The 594-nt window shown below is 44.3% G+C and carries 2 tRNA genes; both read left to right on the top strand.

The annotated features are described in order from the left end of the window. The first annotated feature begins 40 nt into the window (after positions 1–40). Positions 41–116 (top strand) — tRNA-Val (locus tag C9J01_RS29450). Between the two features lie 30 nt (positions 117–146). Then, positions 147–222: transfer RNA gene (locus C9J01_RS29445), tRNA-Ala, on the top strand. The last annotated feature ends 372 nt before the right edge of the window (positions 223–594 follow it).

Below are 594 nucleotides of genomic sequence, written 5' to 3'. Positions count from 1 at the left end.
CGACCCACCATCTTCTCCTTTGAGGATGTAAAATATCGGAGGGCGATTAGCTCAGTTGGGAGAGCACCTCCCTTACAAGGAGGGGGTCACTGGTTCGAGCCCGGTATCGCCCACCACTCTTTCTTTTAGAAAGACACCATTTCGATGGGGCTATAGCTCAGCTGGGAGAGCGCCTGCCTTGCACGCAGGAGGTCAGCAGTTCGATCCTGCTTAGCTCCACCACTTTCTAAACACACTTTTGCGAGTGTAGTTAGAAAGTGGATATCGAAACCTATTTGTTTAGGTAAAGAAATACACATGCTCTTTAACAATCTGGAAAGCTGACTAGTAAATTGAATTCGATGAATTCAATACTAAATAGTTTTATCTCTCTTTATTAAGAGAAGTAAAACGAGTTCTCAAGCAACACACATTCAAGTGTCTTGTAACTTTTGTCTTCACTTTTTCGAAAAGTGAAAATAAGAGATGAGTCCGGCGAAACACAGTTCATCACATACTCAGATGGACAACCTTGGTTGTTGAGCCATACAGACAGACCCCTTGGGGTTGTATGGTTAAGTGACTAAGCGTACACGGTGGATGCCTGGGCAGTCA

The organism is Photobacterium rosenbergii (assembly GCF_003026455.1).
Lineage (GTDB): Bacteria > Pseudomonadota > Gammaproteobacteria > Enterobacterales > Vibrionaceae > Photobacterium > Photobacterium rosenbergii.
The sequence above is the reverse complement of the archived record's forward strand: the minus strand, read 5'-3'. Positions and strand labels throughout refer to the sequence as shown.